General features: G+C 60.5%; 13 protein-coding genes and 1 pseudogene. 9 read left to right on the top strand and 5 right to left on the bottom strand.

Translation table 11 applies throughout. The features are described 5' to 3' along the window. The first annotated feature begins 202 nt into the window (after positions 1-202). Together thiI and typA are read left to right on the top strand one after the other, a co-directional pair. Positions 203-1,657 (top strand): tRNA uracil 4-sulfurtransferase ThiI, encoded by a 1,455-nt coding sequence (gene thiI, locus ACM6I7_RS18680; RefSeq protein ID WP_027611269.1) that lies wholly within the window; start codon positions 203-205, stop codon positions 1,655-1,657. A gap of 139 nt (positions 1,658-1,796) precedes the next feature. Beyond that, positions 1,797-3,617, top strand: coding sequence for a translational GTPase TypA (typA, locus tag ACM6I7_RS18675; RefSeq protein WP_007961739.1), 1,821 nt, complete (start codon positions 1,797-1,799; stop codon positions 3,615-3,617). Positions 3,618-3,739: 122 nt separating this feature from the next. On the opposite strand, the gene ACM6I7_RS18670 is transcribed toward typA, so the two are convergent. Beyond that, positions 3,740-4,177: a YkgJ family cysteine cluster protein gene (locus ACM6I7_RS18670; RefSeq protein ID WP_007961740.1), complete on the bottom strand. Its 438-nt coding sequence runs from the start codon at positions 4,175-4,177 to the stop codon at positions 3,740-3,742. Positions 4,178-4,436: 259 nt separating this feature from the next. On the opposite strand from ACM6I7_RS18670, the gene ACM6I7_RS18665 reads away from it, so the two are divergent. The 5 genes from ACM6I7_RS18665 to ACM6I7_RS18645 all read left to right on the top strand — a co-directional run bounded on the left by ACM6I7_RS18665 (position 4,437) and on the right by ACM6I7_RS18645 (position 14,046). Then, positions 4,437-6,887, top strand: a complete 2,451-nt coding sequence (locus ACM6I7_RS18665; protein ID WP_414889014.1) for a glycogen/starch/alpha-glucan phosphorylase — start codon at positions 4,437-4,439, stop codon at positions 6,885-6,887. A gap of 255 nt (positions 6,888-7,142) precedes the next feature. Beyond that, entirely contained in the window at positions 7,143-10,739 is a 3,597-nt protein-coding gene (locus tag ACM6I7_RS18660; RefSeq protein ID WP_414889013.1) for a DUF2339 domain-containing protein, read from the top strand. Beyond that, positions 10,736-12,100, top strand: coding sequence for a DUF3999 domain-containing protein (locus ACM6I7_RS18655; RefSeq protein WP_414889012.1), 1,365 nt, complete (start codon positions 10,736-10,738; stop codon positions 12,098-12,100). The genes ACM6I7_RS18660 and ACM6I7_RS18655 overlap by 4 nt, the downstream gene beginning before the upstream one ends. Positions 12,101-12,429: 329 nt before the next feature. Next, positions 12,430-13,440 carry a class 1 fructose-bisphosphatase gene (locus tag ACM6I7_RS18650; RefSeq protein WP_007961744.1) on the top strand — a complete coding sequence of 337 codons (1,011 nt, stop codon included), beginning with the start codon at positions 12,430-12,432 and terminating at the stop codon, positions 13,438-13,440. Positions 13,441-13,443: 3 nt separating this feature from the next. Continuing rightward, complete coding sequence (locus ACM6I7_RS18645; RefSeq protein WP_027611273.1) at positions 13,444-14,046, top strand: DUF924 family protein; 603 nt, start codon at positions 13,444-13,446, stop codon at positions 14,044-14,046. Positions 14,047-14,056: 10 nt separating this feature from the next. Here ACM6I7_RS18645 and ACM6I7_RS18640 read toward each other — a convergent pair whose 3' ends face one another. From ACM6I7_RS18640 to ACM6I7_RS18625, 4 genes and pseudogenes are all read right to left on the bottom strand, one after another. Then, a complete protein-coding gene (locus tag ACM6I7_RS18640; protein WP_103368319.1) occupies positions 14,057-14,389 on the bottom strand; it encodes a type II toxin-antitoxin system RelE/ParE family toxin in 333 nt (110 codons plus the stop codon). Further along, positions 14,386-14,658 carry a type II toxin-antitoxin system Phd/YefM family antitoxin gene (locus ACM6I7_RS18635; RefSeq protein ID WP_047290864.1) on the bottom strand — a complete coding sequence of 91 codons (273 nt, stop codon included), beginning with the start codon at positions 14,656-14,658 and terminating at the stop codon, positions 14,386-14,388. Before ACM6I7_RS18635 ends, ACM6I7_RS18640 begins: the two co-directional genes overlap by 4 nt. A gap of 204 nt (positions 14,659-14,862) precedes the next feature. Beyond that, positions 14,863-15,627: a methyl-accepting chemotaxis protein gene (locus tag ACM6I7_RS18630; protein WP_371260421.1), complete on the bottom strand. Its 765-nt coding sequence runs from the start codon at positions 15,625-15,627 to the stop codon at positions 14,863-14,865. 93 nt (positions 15,628-15,720) lie between these two features. After that, positions 15,721-16,743: pseudogene (locus ACM6I7_RS18625) on the bottom strand (cache domain-containing sensor histidine kinase); the annotation flags it as partial. A 294-nt stretch (positions 16,744-17,037) separates the two neighbouring features. On the opposite strand from ACM6I7_RS18625, the gene ACM6I7_RS18620 reads away from it, so the two are divergent. Both ACM6I7_RS18620 and ACM6I7_RS18615 read left to right on the top strand, forming a co-directional pair. Next, complete coding sequence (locus tag ACM6I7_RS18620; protein WP_003220802.1) at positions 17,038-17,292, top strand: hypothetical protein; 255 nt, start codon at positions 17,038-17,040, stop codon at positions 17,290-17,292. 31 nt (positions 17,293-17,323) lie between these two features. Then, entirely contained in the window at positions 17,324-17,893 is a 570-nt protein-coding gene (locus tag ACM6I7_RS18615; protein ID WP_414889011.1) for a lipocalin family protein, read from the top strand. The last annotated feature ends 15 nt before the right edge of the window (positions 17,894-17,908 follow it).

The following is a 17,908-nucleotide window of genomic DNA, read 5'->3' as shown; positions in this document are numbered from 1 at the left end:
GTTTTTTGCCCCAATTTCACGCTTTGAGCACCGCAAAGTGCCATAAGGGTGAAAATCTCGCCCCTTAATGTAGCGCTTCAAATCAGAAATGACCCGTTTTGGTGCAAGTGAAACCTTCTGCATATTAACTGGTTAAACCTTGAGCAATTTCCGCTATAATCCGCGCCCCCCTTTTTCGGCTGGCCCTGCGCGCGCTGTTTTCATGAAACTAATCGTAAAAGTCTTCCCCGAGATCACCATCAAAAGCCGCCCTGTCCGGATGCGTTTCATCCGCCAGTTGGCCAAGAACATCCGCGCCGTGCTCCGCGATCTGGACCCGGCCGTGGTGGTGAACGGTGTGTGGGACAATCTCGAGCTGGAAACCCGCGTTACCGACCCCAAAGCCTTGAAAGAGATGGGTGAGCGCCTGACCTGCACCCCGGGTGTCGCGCATTTTCTGCAGATCGACGAGTACCCGCTGGGCGACTTCGACGACATCACCGAGAAGTGCAAGCAGCACTACGGCGATGTGCTGGCCGGGAAGATTTTCTCGGTGCGCTGCAAGCGCGCCGGCAAGCATCCGTTCAGCTCGATGGACGTCGAAAAATACGTCGGCAGCAAGCTGCGTCGTGAGTGCGGTGCGGCCGGAATCGACCTCAAAGACCCGGAAATCGAAGTTCGCATCGAAGTTCGCGACCAACGGTTGTTTGTCATCCACAGCCAGCACAACGGCATCGGCGGTTACCCGCTCGGCGCCCTGGAGCAGACGCTGGTATTGATGTCCGGCGGCTTTGACTCGACGGTTGCCGCGTACCAGATCATGCGTCGCGGCCTGATGGCGCATTTCTGCTTCTTCAATCTCGGCGGGCGTGCCCACGAATTGGGCGTGATGGAAGTCGCGCATTTCATCTGGAAGAAGTACGGCAGCTCGCAACGCGTGCTATTTGTCAGTGTTCCGTTCGAAGAAGTGTTGGGCGAAATTCTCGGCAAAGTCGATAACAGTCATATGGGCGTCGTATTGAAGCGTATGATGTTGCGCGCATCTTCGGCCATCGCCGACCGGCTGCACATCGACGCGCTGGTCACCGGCGAAGCGATCTCCCAGGTATCGAGCCAGACGCTGCCGAACCTGTCGGTGATCGACTGCGTGACCGACAAACTGGTCCTGCGCCCACTGATCGTTGCGCACAAGCAGGACATCATCGACACGGCCAACGAGATCGGCACCGCCGATTTCGCCCGGCACATGCCGGAGTACTGCGGAGTCATCTCGGTCAATCCGAAGACCGCCGCCAAGCGCCACCGTGTTGAGCACGAAGAGAAAGAATTCGACATGGCGGTTCTCGAGCGTGCGCTCGAAAACGCCAAGCTGGTGCCGATCGACCGAGTGATCGACGAATTGGGCCAGGATTTGCAGATCGAAGAAGTCGGCGAAGCGCTGGCCGGTCAGATCGTCATCGACATCCGTCACCCGGATGCGGCCGAGGATGACCCGCTGGAACTCGCCGGCATAGAAGTACAGACGATGCCGTTCTACGCAGTGAACGCTCGTTTCAAGGAGCTGGATCCGACTCGCCAGTACCTGCTGTATTGCGACAAAGGCGTGATGAGTCGCCTGCATGCTCACCATTTGCTCAGTGAGGGGCATGCCAATGTGCGCGTTTATCGACCGAGCTAAGTGCCCGGGGCTGTTTGCCTGTGGCCTGCGTCACCGGCCCCCCGACACCGCCGTCAAGCTGTAACGGCCATGCCGGACACTACTGTTAATCGCTGCCAAGACTTGTCAGCAAACCGAATCCTCTGATCGAGATACACAAGTGATCGAAAATCTACGTAACATCGCCATCATTGCCCACGTTGACCATGGTAAGACCACCCTGGTAGACAAACTCCTGCGTCAATCCGGCACTCTGGAGCGCAACGAGCTCAACGACGAGCGCGTGATGGACTCCAACGACCAGGAAAAAGAGCGCGGTATTACCATTCTGGCGAAAAACACCGCCATCAACTGGAACGGCTACCACATCAACATCGTGGACACCCCGGGCCACGCCGACTTCGGCGGCGAAGTAGAACGCGTAATGTCGATGGTTGACTCCGTTCTGCTGCTGGTTGACGCTCAAGACGGCCCTATGCCGCAAACCCGTTTCGTGACCAAGAAGGCGTTCGAAGCCGGCCTGCGTCCAATCGTGGTCATCAACAAGGTTGACCGTCCAGGCGCGCGTCCGGACTGGGTTCTGGACCAGATCTTCGACCTGTTCGACAACCTCGGTGCTACCGAAGAACAACTGGACTTCCAGGTTGTTTACGCTTCGGCCCTGAACGGTATCGCCGGTCTGGATCACACCGCCATGGGCGAAGACATGACTGCGCTGTACCAGGCAGTTGTCGACCACGTTCCGCCTCCGGCCGTTGACCGTGACGGTCCGTTCCAGATGCAGATCTCCGCTCTGGACTACAACAGCTTCCTGGGTGTTATCGGTGTTGGCCGTATCGCTCGTGGTCGCGTCAAGCCGAACACCCCGGTTGTCGCGATCAGCGCCGACGGCAAGCGCCGCAACGGTCGTATCCTGAAGCTGATGGGTCACCACGGTCTGCACCGCATTGACGTTGAAGAAGCAGCGGCTGGCGACATCGTCTGCATCAGCGGCTTCGACGAGCTGTTCATCTCCGACACCCTGTGCGACATCAACACCGTCGAGGCGATGAAGCCGCTGACCGTTGATGAGCCAACCGTTTCCATGACCTTCCAGGTAAACGACTCGCCATTCTGCGGTAAAGAAGGCAAGTTCGTGACCTCCCGTAACATCAAGGATCGTCTGGACAAAGAGCTGCTGTACAACGTTGCACTGCGCGTTGAAGAAGGCGACTCGGCTGACAAGTTCAAGGTTTCCGGCCGTGGTGAGCTGCACCTCTCGGTACTGATCGAAACCATGCGTCGCGAAGGCTTCGAGCTGGCCCTGGGCCGTCCTGAAGTGATCATCCGTGAAGTTGACGGCGTGAAGCAGGAACCGTTCGAAAACGTCACCATCGACATCCCTGAAGAATCGCAGGGCAAGGTCATGGAAGAGATGGGTCTGCGTAAGGGCGACCTGAGCAACATGGTGCCGGATGGCAAGGGCCGTGTTCGTCTGGAATACAACATCCCTGCTCGCGGTCTGATCGGTTTCCGTAACCAGTTCCTGACCCTGACCAACGGTGCTGGCATCCTGACCTCGATCTTCGACCGTTACGCTCCAGTGAAGTCGGGCCACATGTCCGGCCGTCAGAACGGCGTTCTGGTTTCGGTTGAAACCGGCAAGGCACTGACCTACTCGCTGGAAACCCTGCAGGCTCGTGGCAAGCTGTTCGTAGAACACGGCCAGGAGATCTACAACGGTCAGATCGTTGGTCAGAACAGCCGCGACAACGACCTGGGTGTGAACCCTACCAAAGGCAAGAAGCTCGACAACATGCGTGCTTCGGGTAAAGACGAAACCATCGCTCTGGTACCACCTGTTCGCTTCACTCTGGAACAGGCTCTGGAATACATCCAGGAAGACGAGCTGTGCGAAGTCACGCCTAAGTCCATCCGTCTTCGCAAGAAGATCCTGGACGAAAGCGAGCGTACCCGCGCTGCCAAGAAAGCCAAGGCGTAATTTAGCCCGAGCTTGAAAAAACGCCCCCGGTCGCGAGACCGGGGGCGTTTTTGTTTGTCTGGGGTTTACGCGTTGTTTGTGCCGGCCCCTTCGCGAGCAGCCGCCGCACATTTCAGGAAAGATCAAAACTTCTCGATCGACCGCGAATTCTGCACCCGCTCGACTTCTTTCGGCTTGTACGCGCAATACCCCGGCCGCGGGCCGATTTTCGGGTGGTTGCGGCAAGTGTCCGGGCGCTTGTCATAAATGGTGCACAGGCGGCTCTTACGATCCAGGTAGTAGCAATCGTTGTTGCTCATGCGCTGCAGGGTGAAGATCCCCGACTTCTGGTTGAAGCGCTCGACCAGCCCTTCCTTTTGCAGGCGCTTGGCGATGTTCTTCGGCGGATCACCCAGTTCGAACTCGTCAACCACGCCGATGCGTACCAGGTCCTTGATCTTGACCTCGACCGGCAGGGTGCAGCAGCTGGAGACACAAGAGCCGCACATCGGGGCCGAATATTTGGCCCACGTATCGAGACGATCGATCTCGGCGGCGGCAATCAGGTTGGGCTTCATCATCGGGGGTTACCAGGCGTGTGTGCATCAGGGCGCGCGATCATACCGGGACTGGTGGATTTTTGAACAACCTTTCGCCAGATTTTTGCAAATGCCGCGCAAATGTCATTCAGTCCGGCACGGCCCCTGCATTCATTAGCCCACTCGCCAAGGTAATGCCGGGCTATCTCACCGACTTCGGAAAAACTGCAGAACCTGCGCCTCTACCGTCGGTCAGACCGTCTAGGCTCAGACAATTCCCCGCTCGCTCGAGGTCCTATCGATGACTCAAGAACCACTAGTTCGCGAAGCAGAGGTGGCCGCATTCCGCGATGCCGTCCTGACCAAGCTCACCTATGCAGTGGGCAAAGACCCGGATCACGCTTTCGACCATGACTGGTTCGAAGCCATTGCCCTGGCGGCGCGCGACCACATGGTCGAACACTGGATGGACCATACCCGGCAGATCTACCGCAAAGGCCAGAAGCGGGTGTATTACCTCTCGCTGGAATTTCTCATCGGTCGTTTGCTCTACGACAGCCTGAGCAATCTCGGCCTGCTCGACGTCGCGCGTGAAGCGCTGACCGAACTGGGCGTCGATCTCGAACGCATCCGCCTGCTGGAACCCGACGCGGCACTCGGCAACGGTGGCCTCGGCCGTCTGGCGGCGTGCTTCATGGAAAGCATGTCGACCCTTGGCATCGCCGGGCACGGCTACGGCATTCGCTACGAGCATGGGCTGTTCCGGCAGGCCATCGTCGATGGCTGGCAGCAGGAACAGACCGAGCACTGGCTGGATTTCGGCAACCCGTGGGAGTTCGAACGTCCGGAAGTGGTGTACTCGATCGGCTTCGGCGGCAGTGTCGAAACCGTGACCGATGCCAGCGGCAAGACCAAACAGGTCTGGTCGCCTGCGGAAACCGTGCGCGCGATTGCCTATGACACGCCAGTGGTCGGCTGGCGCGGGGCGAGCGTCAACACCCTGCGGCTGTGGCGTGCACGCGCCATGGAAGATCTGCACCTGGAGCGTTTCAACGCCGGTGACCACTTGGGTGCCGTCGCCGAAGTCGCCCGCGCTGAAAGTATTTCCCGCGTGCTTTATCCGGCCGACAGCACTGAGGCCGGGCAGGAACTGCGCCTGCGCCAGGAATACTTCTTCGTCGCCGCTTCCTTGCAGGATCTGCTGCGTCGTCATCGCAACATGCACACCTCGGTGCTGACCCTGGGCGATCACGCGGCGATCCAGCTCAACGACACCCACCCTTCGATTGCCGTTGCTGAATTGATGCGGCAACTGGTCGACGTCTACGACGTGGCCTGGGATGCGGCGTGGCAAGTCACGGTCGATACCTTGTCGTACACCAACCACACGCTGTTGCCCGAAGCGCTGGAAACCTGGCCGGTCGGCCTGATGGAACGCATGCTGCCGCGGCACATGCAGATCATTTATCTGATCAATGCGCAGCACATCGACTCGCTGCGCGCCAAAGGCATTCATGATTTCGACGTGCTGCGCGCGGTGTCGTTGATCGAAGAGGACAACGGTCGCCGGGTGCGCATGGGCAACCTCGCGTTCCTCGGTTCGCACAGCGTCAACGGCGTGTCCGGGCTGCACACGCAGTTGATGCGCAAGACCGTGTTCGCCGAATTGCACAAGCTCTACCCGGAGCGGATCAACAACAAAACCAACGGCATCACCTTCCGCCGCTGGCTGTTCCAGGCCAACTCCGAGCTGACCTCGATGCTGGTCGACTCCCTCGGCCCGGAGGTGCTGGATAACCCGGAAGAGCGCCTGCTCGACCTGGAACCGTTCGCTGAAAAAACCGCCTTCCGCAAAGCCTTCGCCGAACAGCGCCTGCACAGCAAAAAGGCCTTGGCCTATCTGATTCACGAGCGGCTGGGGATCGCGGTCAATCCGGCGGCGATGTTCGACGTGCAGGTCAAGCGGATCCACGAATACAAGCGCCAGTTGCTCAACCTGATGCACACCGTGGCGCTGTATCAGGCAATCCGCGCCGAGCCTGAAGTCGACTGGGTACCTCGGGTGAAAATCTTCGCCGGTAAAGCAGCGGCCAGTTATCACCAGGCCAAACTGATCATCAAACTGACCAACGACATCGCCCGGGTGGTGAACAACGACCCGACCGTGCGTGGTTTGCTGAAAGTGGTGTTCCTGCCCAACTACAACGTCAGCCTGGCCGAGAGCATCATTCCGGCGGCGGACTTGTCCGAGCAGATTTCCACGGCCGGGTTCGAAGCCTCGGGCACCAGTAACATGAAGTTCGGCCTCAACGGTGCGCTGACCATCGGCACCCTCGACGGCGCCAACGTGGAAATGTGCGAGCGCATCGGCGCCGAGCACATGTTCATCTTCGGCCTCAGCGCACAGCAGGTCGAGGCGCGCAAACAGAACCACGAGTTCAGCGCCGCGCCGGACATCGCCGCGTCGCATCGTTTGAGCGACGTGCTGCAAGCGATCCGCAGTGGTGTGTTCTCGCCGGATGACACGTCGCGCTACACCGGGCTGATCGATTCGCTGGTGGACTACGATCGCTTCCTGGTCTGCGCTGACTTCGATTCCTATTGGGAAGCGCAAAAACGCGTCGATGCGCATTGGCACGACGCCAACAACTGGTGGCGTTCGGCGGTGCTCAACACGGCGCGGATGGGCTGGTTCTCGTCCGACCGGACGATTCGCGAGTACGCCACGGATATCTGGAAGGCACTGGAGTGATTTTCTGCAACAAATGTGCGTAAGGCCCAACGATTGTTGGGCCGGATCGATATACTGAGCGCCGGTTACCGGGCTGTTCAGTCACCACTGATCCAATGTAGGAGTGAGCCTGCTCGCGATAGCGCCGTCACATTCAACAGCTTCGTTGACTGACAAATCGCTATCGCGAGCAGGCTCACTCCTACAAGGGTTTGTGCCTAGACTGAAGCAACTGTCGGGATTGCCCCGCCTCGGGGCCGCTTAGGGATATCGACCATGCAATGGATGTTCATGTTGATCGGGCTGCTGCTCGGCTGGCTGCTCGATGAGTCGTTCAGTGCCGCGCTGCTTGGTGCACTGCTCGGGCTGGCGATCGGGCAAACGCTGCGCATCGCCCGGCTTGGCTCGCAGGCCACCGACCAACAGCGTCAACTGGAACAGGCCAAGGTCGCCCTGCAAGCCGTCGAGCAGCGTCTGTTTCTGCTTGAAGGTGCCAGCGTGCGCACCACACCGCCGAGCGTGGCGCCGATGCCGGACGCCATCGTTGAGCCGATCATCGTCGCCGAACAATCATCCTCCCCCACGCCGGATCTGGTCTGGGAACTGCCGCCCGAACTAGAACCGATCTCTGCCGTTGCCAGCGAAACCAGCCAGCCGCTGCCGGCGGATGTCTGGCGTCTGGATGCTGTTACCGACGAGCCAGCAGCGCCGGCACAGCCTGCCGAACCTCGTGGCCCGAACCTGATCGAGCGTGGCATCAGCGCTGCGCGTAACTGGCTGTTCGGTGGCAACACCGTGCTGCGGGTTGGTGTGGTGCTGCTGTTTTTCGGTCTGGCGTTCCTGCTGCGCTACGCCACCGAGGGCATGGTGGTGCCGATCGAACTGCGTTATGCCGGCGTCGCGGCGGCGGCGTTGGCCCTGCTGGCACTGGGCTGGTGGCTGCGTACGCGCAACAGCAGTTATGCGCTGATTCTGCAGGGCACCGGGATCGCGGTGCTGTACCTGACGGTGTTTGCGGCGATGCGTCTGCATCCGTTGCTCGATCCGTCCGCCGCGCTGGGGTTGCTGGTGGCGGTCACGGTGTTCTCGGCGATTCTCGCCATCACCCAGGATGCGCTGGGGCTGGCGGCGGCTGCAGCATTGGGCGGTTTCGCCGCGCCGATCCTGACCTCGACCGGGGCCGGCAACCACGTCGCGCTGTTCAGCTATTTCGCGTTGCTCAATGCCGGCATTCTCGCCATTGCCTGGTTCAAGGCCTGGCGCCTGCTCAACCTGATCGGTTTTGTCGGTACCTTCGGCATCGGTTTCGCCTGGGGACTGCGTTCCTACGCACCTGAGTTGCTGTGGAGCACCGAGCCGTTCCTGATCCTGTTCTTCCTGATGTACCTGGGCATCGGCCTGTTGTTCGCCCGGCGCAAGTTGCTCGACATGCCCGATGCGCCGGCGGACGGCGATCGCGAGGCGCTGCTGCACTGGTCGGCGCGCAAGGGCGATTACGTCGACGGCACGATGCTGTTCGGCCCGCCCATCGTGGGCTTCGGTCTGCAGTTTGCGTTGGTGCAGCACCTGGAGTTCGCCGCTGCGTTCAGCGCACTCGCACTGGGCGTGATCTACATGGGCCTGGCCCGGGTGTTGATGGGCGGTCGCGCTTTGTTGCTGGGCGAAACCTGTCTGGCGCTGGGGGTGATTTTCGCCAGTCTGGCGATCCCGCTGGGCCTCGATGCGCGCTGGACTTCGGCGGCGTGGGCAGTGGAGGGCGCGGGGATTTTCTGGCTCGGCCTGCGTCAGCATCGGCCGTTCGCCCGAGCGTTTGCCCTGCTGCTGCAACTGGGGTCGGCGCTGGCCTTTCTCAGTCAGTTGCGGGTTGGCGAAAGCAGCCTGCTCGACGGCGCACCGCTGGGGGCGTTGATGCTCGGCATCGCACTGCTGTTTAGTTTCTATCAATTGCGCAAAGCCTCGGCGGAACAGGCTTCGCCGTGGGAGCGCCAGGGTTTGCCGGTGCTGGCGGCACTGGGTCTGACCTTCCTGTACCTATTGGCGCCGCTGTTTTTCCTGGTTCAGGCGACAGCGATCAGTTGGGCCTTGGCCGGACTGGTGACCCTGTTTGTCGGCCTGCGCCTGCAATCGCGCACGTTCCTGTTCACCGCGTTCGCCGTGCAGTTGCTCGGCGGTGCGTTGTTCCTGTTGCGCCTGCAAGGTGCAGGTGAGGATTCGGCGGCCGTGTTCAGCGCCGGGTGGACCGGTTTGCTCAGCGCATCCGTGATCGGTCTGGCGTTGATCGGAGGGATGCTGCTGGCGGCGCGCGACGAGATGGTGCGCGGCGATGTGCGGCTGCTGCGTGGCTTGTCGGTGGTGTTGCTGGCGGGGTTGGTGCTGATCAATCTGGCGGTGTTGTTCGTGCTGCCGTGGCAAACCGCGAGTGCGGTGTGGGCGGCGAGCGGTCTGCTGATCATCTGGCTGAGCCTGTACCTCAAGCAGCGCGTGAGTTTTGTTTTCGGCCTGTTGTTGCAGTTGATCGGTGGCGCGGCGTTCTTGTTGGCCGGCCCCGAGTTGCTCGGGCCGCTGTCCAGCGAAGGACTGCGGCCGTTGGCCCATGGCGGTTTCTGGACGCCGCTGGTATTGGGGCTGGCCGCGCTGGTCGGTGCCTGGCGTCTCCAACTGGGCAATCACGCCTCGGCGTTCGATGCGCTGAGTTTGCAACGCCTGTCTGAAGTGCTGCTGGTGTGGGGCGCCGGTTGGTGGGCGTTGGCGTGGGTCAGTGAGGTGCTGCGTTTTGCCCCGCTGAATCTGCAGGCGATGCTGTTGCTGCCGATTGCCGCGCTGAGTGTGGCGCTGTGGACATTGTTGGCGCTGCGCCTGAAATGGCCGGCGCTGGGCCTGCTCTGCACCTTGCTGATCCCGGCGGCGGGGCTGGTGCTGCTGGTGGCGTGGCATGCGCGTTATCACCCGGCGGCGAACTTCGGCTGGCTGGCGTGGGGGCTGGTGTTCGTCGTGCACTTCTTCAGCCTGCGGCGTCTGGCACCGATGCTGCCGGCACGGGCCTTGAGCGCGGCGCACGTGCTGGGTTGCTGGCTGCTGATCGGCGTGCTGGCGCTGGAGTTGCGCTTCGGCTTGCTGCTGTTGTCCGAGCAATACAACGCCTGGCGCTGGCTGGGCTGGGCGATCCTGCCGAGCCTGTATCTGCTGTTGGCGGCGGCTCCGCGCAGCTGGCCATGGCCGGTGGCGGCATTCCCGCGGGAATATCGTTTGTACGCTGCCGCGCCGCTGGCAGTGCTGATGCTGGCGTGGTTCTGGCTGGCCAACGGTGTCAGCGACGGTAACGCCGAACCGCTGCCTTACGTGCCGCTGATCAACCCGTTGGAATTGGGCCTGCTGTTCGCCTTGTTCGGGGTGTACGTGTGGTCGCGTCATGCGGTGACGCAGTTTGCCCTGCGCAAGGATTACGCCGAGTACGCCACACAACTGGTCGCCGGGGTTTCGCTGTTCGCTTTCTGCACCGCGCTGGTGACCCGCGCTGCGCACCATTGGGCGGGCATTCCGTTCGAGCTGGATCTGCTGCTCGAATCGATGCTGGTGCAGGCCGGGTTGTCCATCGTCTGGACCTTGATGGCGTTGGGGCTGATGATCGGCGGACACCTGCGTCACCGGCGCGAAGTGTGGCTGATCGGCGCGGCGTTGATTGCGCTGGTGGTGGCCAAACTGATTTTTGTCGAATTGAGCAACCGTGGCGGACTGGCCCGGATCGTCTCGTTTATCGGCGTCGGCGTGTTGCTGCTGGTGGTGGGCTATTTCGCACCGCTGCCACCGAAACGTGTCGAAGCCGAACCGGTGGCGGACAAACCCGTGCCGGATACCGAAGGAGTTTCATCTTGAGTCGCATGCTGAATCTGGGGTGGTTGGCGTTGGGCGTGGTGATGGTTGCCGGCGCCCAGGAAAAACCGGCGGACTTCGCCACGCAGGTGCCGCTGACGGTGAGCGGCAACGGCCCGTGGTATCGCCTCGACCTGCCGCTGAGCGCACAATTGCAGGCCCGCCAGACCGATCTCAGCGACCTGCGCGTATTCAACGCCGCCGGCGAACCGCAGGCCTATGCCCTGGCCCGGGAATCGGCGCAGACCCGCGACGACGGTCAGTTGCATGAGGTGAAGTGGTTCCCCTTGTACAACGCCGCCGACGCCAGCGAGCGAGCGCCGAACGTACGCGTGCAATCGACCACCACCGGCACATTGGTTGAAGTGCAGCCGTCGACTCAGCTGGAGGCCGGCGAAGAAGTGCTGCGTGGCTGGTTGCTCGATGCCAGTGCGATCAAGGTGCCGCTGCAGCAGTTGATTATCGACTGGACCAGCGAGCGTGACGGCTTCCAGCGCTTCAGCATCGAGGCCAGTGATGACTTGCAGCACTGGCAGGCGTGGGGCGAGGGGCAGGTCGCGCGGCTGACCTTTTCCGACGAACGCATCGAACAGCACGAAGTGACGCTGCCGGGGCAATCCGCTCGCTACCTGCGTCTGCTGTGGGATGCGCCAACCTCGGCGCCCATCCTCACGTCGGCGCAACTGAAAAGCAGCGATCCGCGTAACGTGCCGCTGCCGTTGGTCTGGTCGCAAGCGCTGGCGGGCAGCAGCACCAAGTCCGGTGAGTACACCTGGCAGTTGCCGATGGGCCTGAATGTCGAGCGGGTGCAGGTCGAGCTGAAGCAGCCGAACAGTCTGGCGCCGGTCACTCTCGCCGGTCGCCGCGAAAGCAGCCTGCCGTGGCAGACACTGAGCAACGGTTTGCTGTATCGCCTGACTCAGAATGGTCAGGACGTGGTGCAGAACGAATTGCAGTTGTACGGGCAGACTGTGCAGCAACTGAAATTGAGCGTGGATGAGCGTGGCGGTGGTCTGGGCGAGCAGGCACCGAGCCTGAAATACGCGGTGCGGGCGACGCAGGTGATTTTCCTCGCACGGGGTGACGGGCCTTACAGCCTGGCGCTGGGCAATCCGACGGTGAAAACCGCGAACCTGCCACTGAGCACGCTGATTCCGGATTTCAAAGCGGAAAAACTCGCGGCGCTGGGCAAGGCCTCGGTGCAGGGTGAAGTGGTTGCCACGCAGGCTGCGCCGGCGACTACGGCGGCAGTGGCCGAGACCAACTGGAAGAAAATCGGCCTGTGGGCGGTGTTGCTGGTGAGTGTGGTGTTCCTCGGGGCGATGGCGGCGAGTCTGCTGCGCAAGCCACCGACCAATTCCTGAGAATGGCTGGCGCTGCGCGCCAATCGCGAGCAGGCTCGCTCCCACAGTTGACCGAGTAGCCTCGATGGACGCGATCAATGTGGGAGCGGGCTTGCTCGCGAAGGCGGCTGATCGGCCAACGAGAATTTCAGATCGGTCGCGGTTGCGCACGCACCACCCGTCCCGTTTCGAACTACGCTCAATCCGGTACCTGAACTCTCTCGACCCGATCACGTCTGATACAAGCAATTGCGCCCCAATGCACGTTACCGGGCGTCATCGCTCGCTACGTTTTCAGACTCCCTGTAAACTGCGCGGGTTTTTAGCCCCCCATTCCACCGGAGCCGTCCATGTCCCGCGTTACCCTGAGTCGCTATTTGATTGAGCAGACCCGCAGCAATAACACTCCTGCCGATCTGCGCTTCCTGATCGAAGTGGTGGCGCGTGCCTGCAAAGAAATCAGCCACGCCGTGTCCAAAGGCGCCCTGGGTGGTGTTCTGGGCAGCATGGGCACTGAAAACGTCCAAGGCGAAGTGCAGAAGAAACTCGACGTGCTGTCGAACGAAATCCTGCTCGAAGCCAACGAATGGGGCGGTCACCTGGCCGGCATGGCGTCCGAAGAAATGGACAATGCCTACCAGATCCCGGGCAAATACCCGAAAGGCGCCTACCTGCTGGTGTTCGACCCACTGGACGGCTCGTCGAACATCGACATCAACGCTCCGGTCGGCACCATCTTCTCGGTACTGCGTTGCCCGAACGAATACCTGAGCCAGAACGAGCCGCTGAACGAAAAAGCCTTCCTGCAGCCAGGCACCCAGCAGGTTGCCGCCGGTTACGCGATCTACGGCCCGCAGACCATGCTGGTGCTGACTCTGGGCGACGGCGTCAAAGGCTTCACCCTGGACCGCGAAATGGGCAGCTTCGTACTGACCCACGAAGACATCACCATTCCTGAAACCACCCAGGAATTCGCGATCAACATGTCCAACCAGCGCCACTGGGAAGCCCCGGTGCAACGCTACGTCAGCGAACTGCTGGCCGGCGAAGAAGGCCCGCTGAAGAAGAACTACAACATGCGCTGGGTCGCGGCGATGGTGGCCGACGTGCACCGCATCCTGACCCGTGGCGGTCTGTTCATGTACCCACGCGACAGCCGTGAGCCATCCAAGCCCGGCAAACTGCGTCTGATGTACGAAGCCAACCCGATGTCGTTCCTGGTGGAACAGGCCGGCGGCGCGTCCACCGACGGTCACCAACGCATCCTCGACATTCAGCCGGAAGGCCTGCACCAGCGCGTAGCGGTGTTCCTCGGCTCGAAAGAAGAAGTCGCCCGCGCCACGGCTTACCACAAGGAATAAGCCATGACCGCGCCCTGGCAGCCGCTGCTCGACTGGTGGTTTGGACACGCCGAATCACCGCGCGAGATATCGGCTGACAAGGGCACGTTGTGGTTCGGCAAGAAAGACCGCCAGGACCTCGAAGCGCGTGAGCGTTTCGGGGTCTTTGTCGATCAGGCCCTCGCTGGTGAGTTGACCGAGTGGACGCAACGTCCCGAAGGTTGGCTGGCGGTGGTGCTGCTGCTCGATCAACTGCCCCGCATGATTTTTCGCGACACGCCCAAAGCATTCTCGGGTGATCTGCGTGCGCAGAAACTTGTCGCGCAGGGCATTGCGGCGGACTTCGACCGGCAACTGAAGCCGATCCAGCGCGTATTCATTTATCTGGTGTTCGAACACTGCGAAAACCTCGCGGTGCAGAACGAAGCCGTGTCGCGCTTTATCGATCTGCTGGCTGAACAGCCGGAAAGCGAGCGGGCGGTGTTTGCCGACAATCTGGACTATGCCGAGCGGCATCGTAAAGTGATTGCACGGTTTGGACGGTTTCCGCATCGCAATGCGGTGTTGGGGCGGGAGTCTACGGCGGAGGAGTTGGCGTTTCTCAGTCAGCCTGGGTCGCGGTTCTGATTTGTTGAGTTCAAGGATTGCCGTTCAACAGTCTCTTCATCAAAAGTGAAGGCAGGCTTTTTCTTGAGTCGACAATGATATGAACGAAGACATTTTTTTCTCTGACTTCATAAATGACTCGGTTCATCCCGGAAATGATTTGTCGGTATTGACCAAGATTGAGCTTCTCGATTTCCTCGGGGATTGAACCGGAATAAGGAAGGTCTGCGAGACCAAGAATGGCGGTCTTGAGATCAGCGTAGGTACTCTGCCACGTCTGACTCGAGAACTGTTTGATAAGGTAGGTACGGAGTTCTTTGAGATCTGTCTGTGCGGACTGAAGAATAACGACCTTTAAACTCATTGATGGTCGGCCCTGTCCAAATCCGCGAAAACATCCTCAGCGTCTCGATACTTGCCTTCCTCAATCTCCCGATTGCCCATTGCCAATAGCTTCAGCAAAGCCATTGTGTCTTCCTGCTCCTCAAAGCTTTTCACGTCCATAACTACAAGCTTGGCTTCACCATTTTGGGTGATGACCAATGGCTCACGGCTTTCAGTGATCGACTTGACGATCTCCGCTGTATGACTTTTGAGGTAACTGATCGGTTTGATTTGCGATGAAAGCTTCATGGTTGAGTCTCGCCAAATTGAACAGGACTGAGTTTAGTCTTAATTCAGTCCAGCGTCATTGCGAGCTGACCAGCGTATTTCAACTCAAAATTCAATCGTCGCTAACGCCGTCATCGCCAGCAGGCTGCCTCCCAAAGGGGATCTGTGTCGTTCACAAAAACCTGTGGGAGCGGGCTTGCTCGCGAAGACGCCAGTGGCCGCGCCTTAGATCCTGAAGCTGCCTACCAGCTGCTTCAACCGCGCCGCCTGCTGCTCCAGATCCGAACAAGCGCGCAAGGTTGCCTGCAGGTTCTCGACACCTTCCTGGTTCAGCGTGTTGATCTCGTTGATGTCGACGTTGATCGACTCGACCACGGCGGTCTGCTCTTCGGTCGCGGTAGCCACCGACTGGTTCATCCCGTCGATCTCGCCGATGCGCTGGGTCACGCTGCCCAGACGTTCGCCGGCCTGGTTGGCGATGCCGACGCTGCTTTCGCTCTCGCGCTGGCTCTCGGTCATGATGCTCACGGCCTGACGCGCGCCGACTTGCAGTTCTTCGATCATCTTCTGCACTTGCTGCGCCGAATCCTGGGTGCGGTGGGCGAGGTTGCGCACCTCGTCAGCGACCACGGCGAAACCACGGCCAGCCTCACCGGCGCGGGCCGCTTCGATGGCAGCGTTTAGCGCCAGCAGGTTGGTCTGCTGCGAGATGCTGGTGATCACTTCCAGAATCTGCCCGATGTTCACCGTGTTGCTGTTGAGGGTTTCGATGTTGCCGCAGGAGTCGCTGATTTTTGCCGACAACTGCTGCATCGCGTGGATGGTTTTATCCACAACCTGCTGGCCGTCGACCGCCAGGCTGCGCGCATCGCTGGAGTGCTGCGAAGCAAGGGCGGCGTTCTGAGCGATTTCCTGAGCGGCGGCACCGAGCTGGTTGATCGCCGCGGCCACGCTGTTGGTGCGGCTGGCCTGCTGGTCGGAGTTGTACATCGACGAGTTCGATGCGGCAACCACGCGCAGGGCGACTTCGTTGACCTGGCCGGTGGCCGAGGACACTTCGCGGATCGAGGTGTGAATACGCTCGACGAAGCGGTTGAACGACAGGCCCAGCGCGCCGAACTCGTCGTGGCCGTGGATCACCAAGCGCTTGGTCAGGTCGCCTTCGCCTTCGGCGATGTCATGCATGGCGCGACCCATGGTCAGCAGTGGCTGCATCAGCACTCGGATCAGCATGCCGAGCAGGGCGATGATGATCACCACCGCGATCACCATGGCGATCAGCGCCGAGGTGCGGAATTCGCTGAGCATCGAGAACGCGGTGTCTTTGTCCAGCACCAGCGCCACGTACCAGTCGGCCGATGGCACGCCGTTAACGCGGGTGAAGGAGATCAGTTGAGTCTTGCCGTCGAATTCGACTTCTTTCAGGCCCGGGCTGACTTTCGGCGCACCGTTCGGATAGGCCTCGGCGAGGGTTTTCAGAACCAGTTTGCTGTCCGGGTGAATCAGAATCTTGCCATCGGCGCTGACGATGAACGCATGGCCGTGGCCACCAAAGTTGAGCGAGTTGATGATCGCGCTGACGCTGGTCAGGTCGATGTCCGCGCCGGCCACACCGATCATCTGACCCTGACGCTGCACCGGGGTGGCGACGGTGATCACCAGTTTGCCCGACGAGGCGGCGATGTAGGGTTCGGTGACGATGGTCTGTTGGGCGCTGTTGGCTGCCTTGTACCAGCCTCGGGCGCGCGGGTCGTAGTCCGGCGCGCGATTGCCGGCGGGTACCGAGAACATCACACCGTCAGCGCCGCCGAAGTAGCTGAGCTGGAAATTGCCGGTGTAGGCGGGCAGGTCGATGATGCGCTTGAGGCTGGCCGGGGCGCTGCCGTCGGCGGCGACCTGCTGCGACAGCGATTGCAGCAACTGGATGCGGCTTTCCAGCCAGGTCTGGATGTTGCTAGTGGTCAGGCTGCCCAGTTCCTGCATCGAGGCTTCGGTACTGCTGTTCAGGGCTTCGCGTTGTCGATAGTCGTTGAACAAAATGAAACAGGCGAACGCAACGGCCACCACGAGGGCGGCAGCCAACAAGATCTTGTGGCTGAATTTCATGTTTCTGGTCATCGAATGAACTACCGCGAAGGGGCTGGTCGAGAAAGGGCGGCAATTTGCCACACTCGGGGGCTTTGCGCTGCTCTTATTTCGACCGCCGCGCGCCAAAGATTAGGCGTCTTTGATGAAATGCGACGAAATGCTCAATAGCCGCACAAAGTGTCTGATTTACCGGTAAATGCCAGACGAGCGGAGCGATAAATAGCCCTTTCTGAAGGGAACCAGATGAGGGTTTTCTCTTCTAAGCTTCTGGTTGGCACCATGCCATCCCCCTTCCGCTCCAGGAGTTACTTCATGTCGCTGCGATCTATCGCCCTTCTGACTTTTTGCGTGCTGTTGGCCGCGTGCAGCAAGGTCAATCAGGAAAACTATTCCAAGCTTTCGGCCGGCATGGCCAAGGCCGAGGTTGAGACGCTGCTCGGCAAACCCACCGACTGTTCGGGTGCGCTCGGCATGTCCAGTTGCACCTGGGGCGATAAAAACAGCTTTATCAGCGTGCAGTACGCCGGTGACAAAGTGCTGATGTTTTCCGGCCAAGGCCTGAAGTAAACCGGGGCTATGCGCCCACGGGAGAAAAATAATGAAGCGGTTATTGTTCGTCCTTTTTGCCGGCCTGGTACTGGCCGGCTGCGCCACCCACGGTGAAGATCCGCTGGCGCCCAAGACGGCTCACAGTGTCAATCTCAAGCGTTATCAGGGCACCTGGTATGAACTGGCGCGCCTGCCGATGTACTTCCAGCGCAACTGCGCGCAGTCCGAAGCCCACTACTCGCTCAGACCCGACGGCAATGTCGATGTGCTCAATCGCTGCCTGACCTCCGACTGGCAGTGGGAAGAAGCCAAAGGCAAGGCTTATCCACAGGTACCCGGCAAGACCGATAAGTTGTGGGTCGAGTTCGATACCTGGTTCTCGCGCTTGATTCCGGGTGTGGCGAAAGGCGAATACTGGGTGTTGTACGTCAGCGACGACTACAAGACCGCCATCGTCGGCGACCCGAGTCGCAAGTACATGTGGTTGCTGTCGCGCACGCCAACGGTCAATGGTGTGGTGCGTGAGGAGTTGCTGAGCAGGGCGCGGCAGCAGGGTTACGACACCACGCGACTGATCTGGCGGGCGTCGGATCGGCAGATGGCCAAGACTTCGAACTAAAGGCAACCACAAAAT

It is taken from the genome of Pseudomonas sp. IT-93MI4, assembly GCF_949767635.1.
In the GTDB taxonomy this organism is placed as follows: Bacteria; Pseudomonadota; Gammaproteobacteria; order Pseudomonadales; family Pseudomonadaceae; genus Aquipseudomonas; species Aquipseudomonas putida_A.
The sequence above is the reverse complement of the archived record's forward strand: the minus strand, read 5'-3'. Positions and strand labels throughout refer to the sequence as shown.